Source organism: Sphaerochaeta sp. S2 (assembly GCF_016406725.1).
Classification (GTDB): domain Bacteria; phylum Spirochaetota; class Spirochaetia; order Sphaerochaetales; family Sphaerochaetaceae; genus Sphaerochaeta.
In genome coordinates this window covers 1-5,260 of record NZ_JAEKNT010000001.1, presented here as the reverse complement: position 1 = coordinate 5,260, position 5,260 = coordinate 1, and the positions used below count along the sequence as shown (strand labels likewise).

Sequence of the window (5,260 nt, the reverse complement as noted above, 5' to 3'; positions counted from 1 at the left end):
GATAATCTGGGAGAGTACATCAAAAAATGGTCCTTTTGAATCATATTCAGGATTGTAGAAGGTAATGATATCATCACGTTGTACTTGTCTGTTTGCCGAGAAGATCTTCGGACCACCAGGATATACTTCAATACCATAAATGGTTTTGCTTACAAATACCCTGTCCCCGATATTGAGTGTTGACACCATGGAGGGGGATGGTATGACGAAGAGTTGGAAGATATATTGGTTGATGAGTAATACCGCAAATACCGCAAATACCAGGGCATCGACCCAGCCTTTTACTTCACCAATAAACGTGCGTTTTGTCTTCTGGGACATCTCATAGGCTTTCACTGCCTTGCGATGAGTGAGTATGCGTATCGTATGTTTTTCAAGAAAACCCAATAATGATTCCATAGGAAGCAAGCTATCACAATAGAGTTCAGTTGACAAGAGAACACCAGAAAGATACCTTATCGTGTATGAAACGACGAATCGAACTGCCTGAGGTTGATCAGGTTCAGCTGCCACATGTTCTGGGCCTGAGGCCAGGTGTTCTTATCCTGATACTCCTTATCATTATCCTGGCAGCGGCAATCTTTTTCATTGCCTTCTTCCCTGGAATCACCAAGGGAGGACGATACGTCACATTCCGTGGGCAACTCAGTGAGAGCGGAGTAGTTGTTGATGGCTCATACGTTGGAGTGACTGGTTATCAGTATTTTATTGAGAGTGGAAACCACAAGGTAGAATTGATGAAGGGAGGTATTCCCTACGCTTCCTATACATTGGAGGTAGACCATCCTGTCTTTTTGACCTGGCTTTTTCACCGTACGACGGAAACTCCACTCCCTACCCTCTCTTTGGATGAGGATAGCAAGAAGGCTATCAATAGATTCAACCTGCAGGAAATTGCTGATGCAAGTGCCATACTCAGTTATGACGAGGTTACCCGCATTCGTCCACTATTTTCAAATCTGATCCATGACCTTGAGGCGCTTGGATTTGACCAGAATACCAAGCAAGAAACCATTGAAACTGCGCTTCGCTTTATCAGCAATGAGGCTATGCTTCTTGAGGCCAAGGATGCGCTTGAAACAGTGGAGATGAGTGATTCCATGTTTGAACTGCTCACTATTGCTGAACAAGTAGTGAATACCAGCAATGCAGGTACACGATTGGGCCTTGCTTCCAGTGTCCCCACTATTTCCCCTGAAAAGAGATCACTCTCTTATGGTGATCTGCAGCTTGCCGGCTTTGCCTACCCTTCAACCTCCTTTGTCATGGGCAGGGAAACAGCCTCCCAGTATCCCGAGATACATGAGGCCGGGGTATCTGTGGATGTTCCTTCCTTCGTACTTGGAGCAACAGAGATCAGCCAGTACCAGTGGGCGTTATTCCTTGAAGACAATCCCTATTGGGAAAAGAGTAATAAGGATGAGTTGATGAGCAAGGGTTTGGTGGATGACTCATATTTGGAAGGTATGACCATCTCATCGGTGTTTGTTACAAGTCGTCCTGTTTTCAATGTAAGTTATCATGCTGCACAAGCATTCTGTACTTGGTTGAGTGAAAAAACGGGAAAAGAGGTTTTCCTTCCCACTGAGGCAATGTGGAGTCTTGCCGCCCTTCAGCAGAATGATTTAAACTATACAACGTCTCTTTCCCCTTCTCCAGATATCAGTGGCGGTCCCGTATCGCTTATGGGAGGTGTCTGGGAACTTACGCAGACGCCCTATATTCCCCTTTCCCGGATAACCGGTTACCAGGAGAGCCTCGCCTTACATGAAGCGTTCTCTCTTGATATGCAACCAGTTGTGAAAGGTGGCAGTTACTTGAATGATCCCCAGACAATCACCGAACACACGGTCGGTGTTATTGAAAGTGATGCTTGTGGGGACCAAATTGGATTCCGTGTTGCTTGGTATGAATAGATGAAACAAGATAGAAACAAATTCAAACTTCTCCAGAAGAACAAAAAGGCCTACTTCAACTATGAGGTTATAGAAGATCTCGAGTGTGGTATATCGCTTGCAGGTACAGAGGTGAAATCCATAAGAGATGGGCGTTTCAGCTTTTCTGACAGCTATGTGACAATCGATAAGCAAGGGCTAACCCTGGTAGGTCTTACTATACAACCATACACCCATGGCAATATCAACAACCATGTACCAAATCGTAATCGCAGGCTTCTTGCCCATAAGGCAGAGATTAAGAAGTTTAAGCGGAAAGTAGATGAGAAAGGGTTCACCTTGGTACCTACCTCCATCTACCTAAAAGGAAATCTTGTAAAAGTACAGATCTCCCTATGTAGAGGAAAACAGTTGCACGACAAGCGTGCTGTGGTAAAGGAAAGAGATTTGAACCGTGATACACGGCGCGAATTGAAACAACTACAATATTAATTCAGTTCTTTATATCAATGACCATCAGGAAAAAGCTTCCTGGTGGTTTTTTATTTGTCTTTATTACGAACACGAATTCTTATTTCGGGATCAACTTTTAATGAAGAAATACTTACCAGCTGTATATCACAATAGTTCAGGTAGGTAGGATACTACGTTAGTTTTTAAAAAAACAAAAAAATACAAAACTGTCAGAATAAGAAACAAAAATATGAAATTAAATATAAATAACATAAATTAAAGAAATTAAAATAAATAATAAAATTGTAAAAAGATATATTAAATTATAAAAAGAACGTAAAAACGATAAAAAAATGTAAATCTGATTTAAAAATATATAAAATAAAACAAATGTATGTATAAAATATAATTATAAGAATAGAAAATGTAATTGTAAAAGTAAAAATTATAATTACAAATAAAACGTATATTATGCATATACAAAACATAAGCAATAATTATACAATAAATAAAAATATATAGTAATAAATGCTACTTACTGTGATACAGTAAGTAGTACTACTTTATTAGATAGACATAATATAAATTATAAAGTATTATAAAGACACAATATGTATCGTTTTTAATAGTGAATCAAAAATTGACCATTTTTGATGGATTGAACAGATAATTGAACAAACAATGAATACGAGGAGCTATAATGTCCAGCCCAGCACCATTTACCCTATGTAGAATATTTCGAGGCGAAAGGACGTATTACTACGCACTATTTCGTGATCCGGAGACTGGAAAACGGACAAACAAGAAGAGTGTGGAGATGCTGAGAAAACGCTTGGGGATATTTGAAACCACTCCGATCAAGAGAAGGGATGAAGCTATACGCATCTGTTATAAAGCTTTGGACGCAGGAATAATCTTCTCAGAAGAAACCGAGCAAACGCTGGTAAGCTATCTTAGGGATTTCTATACCTGGGAAATAAGTGAATACGCTAAACGAAGAAATTTACTGGATCCCGGATCAATTTCTCCCGATTACCTTGCTACACGGTTAAACCTCCTGGAAAACCACGTATTTCCTCGTATCCACACGAATCTGCTACTATCAAGAGTAACATTGGCTGAACTTGAACGACTGCAACTTGAATTGGTACAAGAAGGTGCAATTCGTAATACGACAATCAATATGGCGATGACCACCATACTCGTAGCACTTCGCGAAGCACAGAGAAGAGGCCTTGTTCCTTCCTCAGTAGTACTGAGTATACAGGGGCTTGCTGCACAGCATAAGGAGCGAGGTATACTCAGTGAACAAGAGTTATCTGCATTCATGCAATATGCAAAAGAACATAGTGAAAAAAGAATCTATCTGGCATGTCTTTTGGCTCTTCTTACTGGTATGCGTGCCGGTGAGTTGCGTGGATTGTGTTTGGAAGCGATTGGAGAGGGAATGATCACTATATCCCAAGCTTATGCAGATCGGGCTGGATTGAAGGTTCCAAAAGGGAAAAGAACAAGGATGGTACCCTGCCCTACTTTTGTATGTGATGAACTCAGGTCCTTGGCGTTGGAGAATCCATTCTCTCATACACATACCCTGGTGTTCTGGAGTAAGAAGCATGGGGCGTTTGTATCAAGCCATTATTTTTCTGAACGCTTTCAACAGGAGTTGGTGCGTAGTGGTGTTTTTGACAAGAAGACTCTTCAGGAAAGGAATATTACCTTCCACTCATTGAGACATATGGCCAATACGCTCCTACGTGGTACCGTAGATGAGCATGTTCTGAGGATGACCATTGGTCATACGAGTGAACAATTGAGTAATCTTTACACGCACCTAAGCCAACGTGGTCTTGAGAGTGTGCAACTGGCTCAACAGAATATGATACTTCCTCTTCTGGAATCAAAACCATCGTGAAAGGTAATGTAATTGATGATTTACTGACGAGAAGTTGGTTGATGTATCAAATTTAAGCGTATTAAAGCAAGAATTTGATCAAAACTGAATACCTGCGTGGTTTAATTCAAATTGGGCCTATGGTAAAATTCATACAACACTTTTAGGAGGTGGCAGCAGTGAGATTAGCTGTACTTGGTGATATCCATGGTAATATCCGTGCATTTGAAGCAGTATTAAATGATGCCAAGGCCTCCAAGGTTGACCAGGTTATTTTCCTAGGCGATTTGGTGGTTATGGGACTTGATCCCCAGCTTTGTTTTGATCTGCTTATGGAGCAAAAACCTTTGGTCATGATAAAAGGAAACACAGACGTTTACCTGGAGAATCTCAAGGCATTTCCCGTCAAGAGTGAACATGACGCCCAGATATTGAAACTTCTGAAATACACTTCCATTAGGATGCATCAAAAGGCCAAGGAAAAGCTTTCCAGCCTTCCATCTGTGGAACGGCTGGAGATAGAGGGCGTATCTCTCATTTGTTGTCATGGGACTCCCTATGATGATAATGAAGGGATTGCCAAGGATACTCCATTTTCCCCAGGACTTTCAAAGAAACTTGCAGAAGAGAAAGTGGACTTGATTTTCAGCGCCCATACGCATATTCCTGCTGACTTCCAACGTGATGGTATCAGATTCATTAATCCAGGGGCTGTAGGCTATTCATTTGATGGTGATGTTCGACCTAGCTATGCTCTCGTGGATATTGAGGATACCAGTATTCGGTGTATTCACCGAAGAGTTGACTATGATATCAATCGTTATATCATGGAAGTCGAGCATGCACTGGAAGGTTTCCCACTCTTTGACAGACTGCATTATCCTTTGTCGCATGGAAAACAGCTGAAGGTATAAGAAAGGCTTATATGAGCGTGGATTGGATCAGGTATGCCGTGTATCCAAAATAACAGAGCAATAAGCCAATTCCTTCAAAACGGTTGATACGACCTTGCCTATTC

The 5,260-nt window shown here is 41.1% G+C and carries 5 protein-coding genes; 4 read left to right on the top strand and 1 reads right to left on the bottom strand.

The window, feature by feature from the left end; genetic code table 11:
* A partial coding sequence (locus JF818_RS00025) for a S26 family signal peptidase (protein ID WP_233065152.1) occupies positions 1 to 399 on the bottom strand: 399 nt, incomplete at its 3' end.
* A gap of 65 nt (positions 400 to 464) precedes the next feature.
* Here JF818_RS00025 and JF818_RS00020 point away from each other — a divergent pair.
* From JF818_RS00020 to JF818_RS00005, 4 genes are all read left to right on the top strand, one after another.
* Positions 465 to 1,916 carry an SUMF1/EgtB/PvdO family nonheme iron enzyme gene (locus JF818_RS00020; RefSeq protein ID WP_198889956.1) on the top strand — a complete coding sequence of 484 codons (1,452 nt, stop codon included), beginning with the start codon at positions 465 to 467 and terminating at the stop codon, positions 1,914 to 1,916.
* Positions 1,917 to 2,387: an SsrA-binding protein SmpB gene (smpB, locus tag JF818_RS00015; protein ID WP_198889955.1), complete on the top strand. Its 471-nt coding sequence runs from the start codon at positions 1,917 to 1,919 to the stop codon at positions 2,385 to 2,387. It begins immediately after the preceding gene.
* Between the two features lie 661 nt (positions 2,388 to 3,048).
* Entirely contained in the window at positions 3,049 to 4,263 is a 1,215-nt protein-coding gene (locus tag JF818_RS00010; protein ID WP_198889954.1) for a tyrosine-type recombinase/integrase, read from the top strand.
* 158 nt (positions 4,264 to 4,421) lie between these two features.
* Positions 4,422 to 5,156: a metallophosphoesterase family protein gene (locus JF818_RS00005; RefSeq protein WP_198889953.1), complete on the top strand. Its 735-nt coding sequence runs from the start codon at positions 4,422 to 4,424 to the stop codon at positions 5,154 to 5,156.
* Positions 5,157 to 5,260: the final 104 nt, after the last annotated feature.

What these genes read in the sequence shown, in the direction of transcription:
- smpB (WP_198889955.1), top strand. Translation starts at nt 1,917, where the DNA reads ATGAAACAAGATAGAAACAAATTCAAACTTCTCCAGAAGAACAAAAAG.
- JF818_RS00010 (WP_198889954.1), top strand. Translation starts at nt 3,049, where the DNA reads ATGTCCAGCCCAGCACCATTTACCCTATGTAGAATATTTCGAGGCGAA.
- JF818_RS00020 (WP_198889956.1), top strand. Translation starts at nt 465, where the DNA reads ATGAAACGACGAATCGAACTGCCTGAGGTTGATCAGGTTCAGCTGCCA.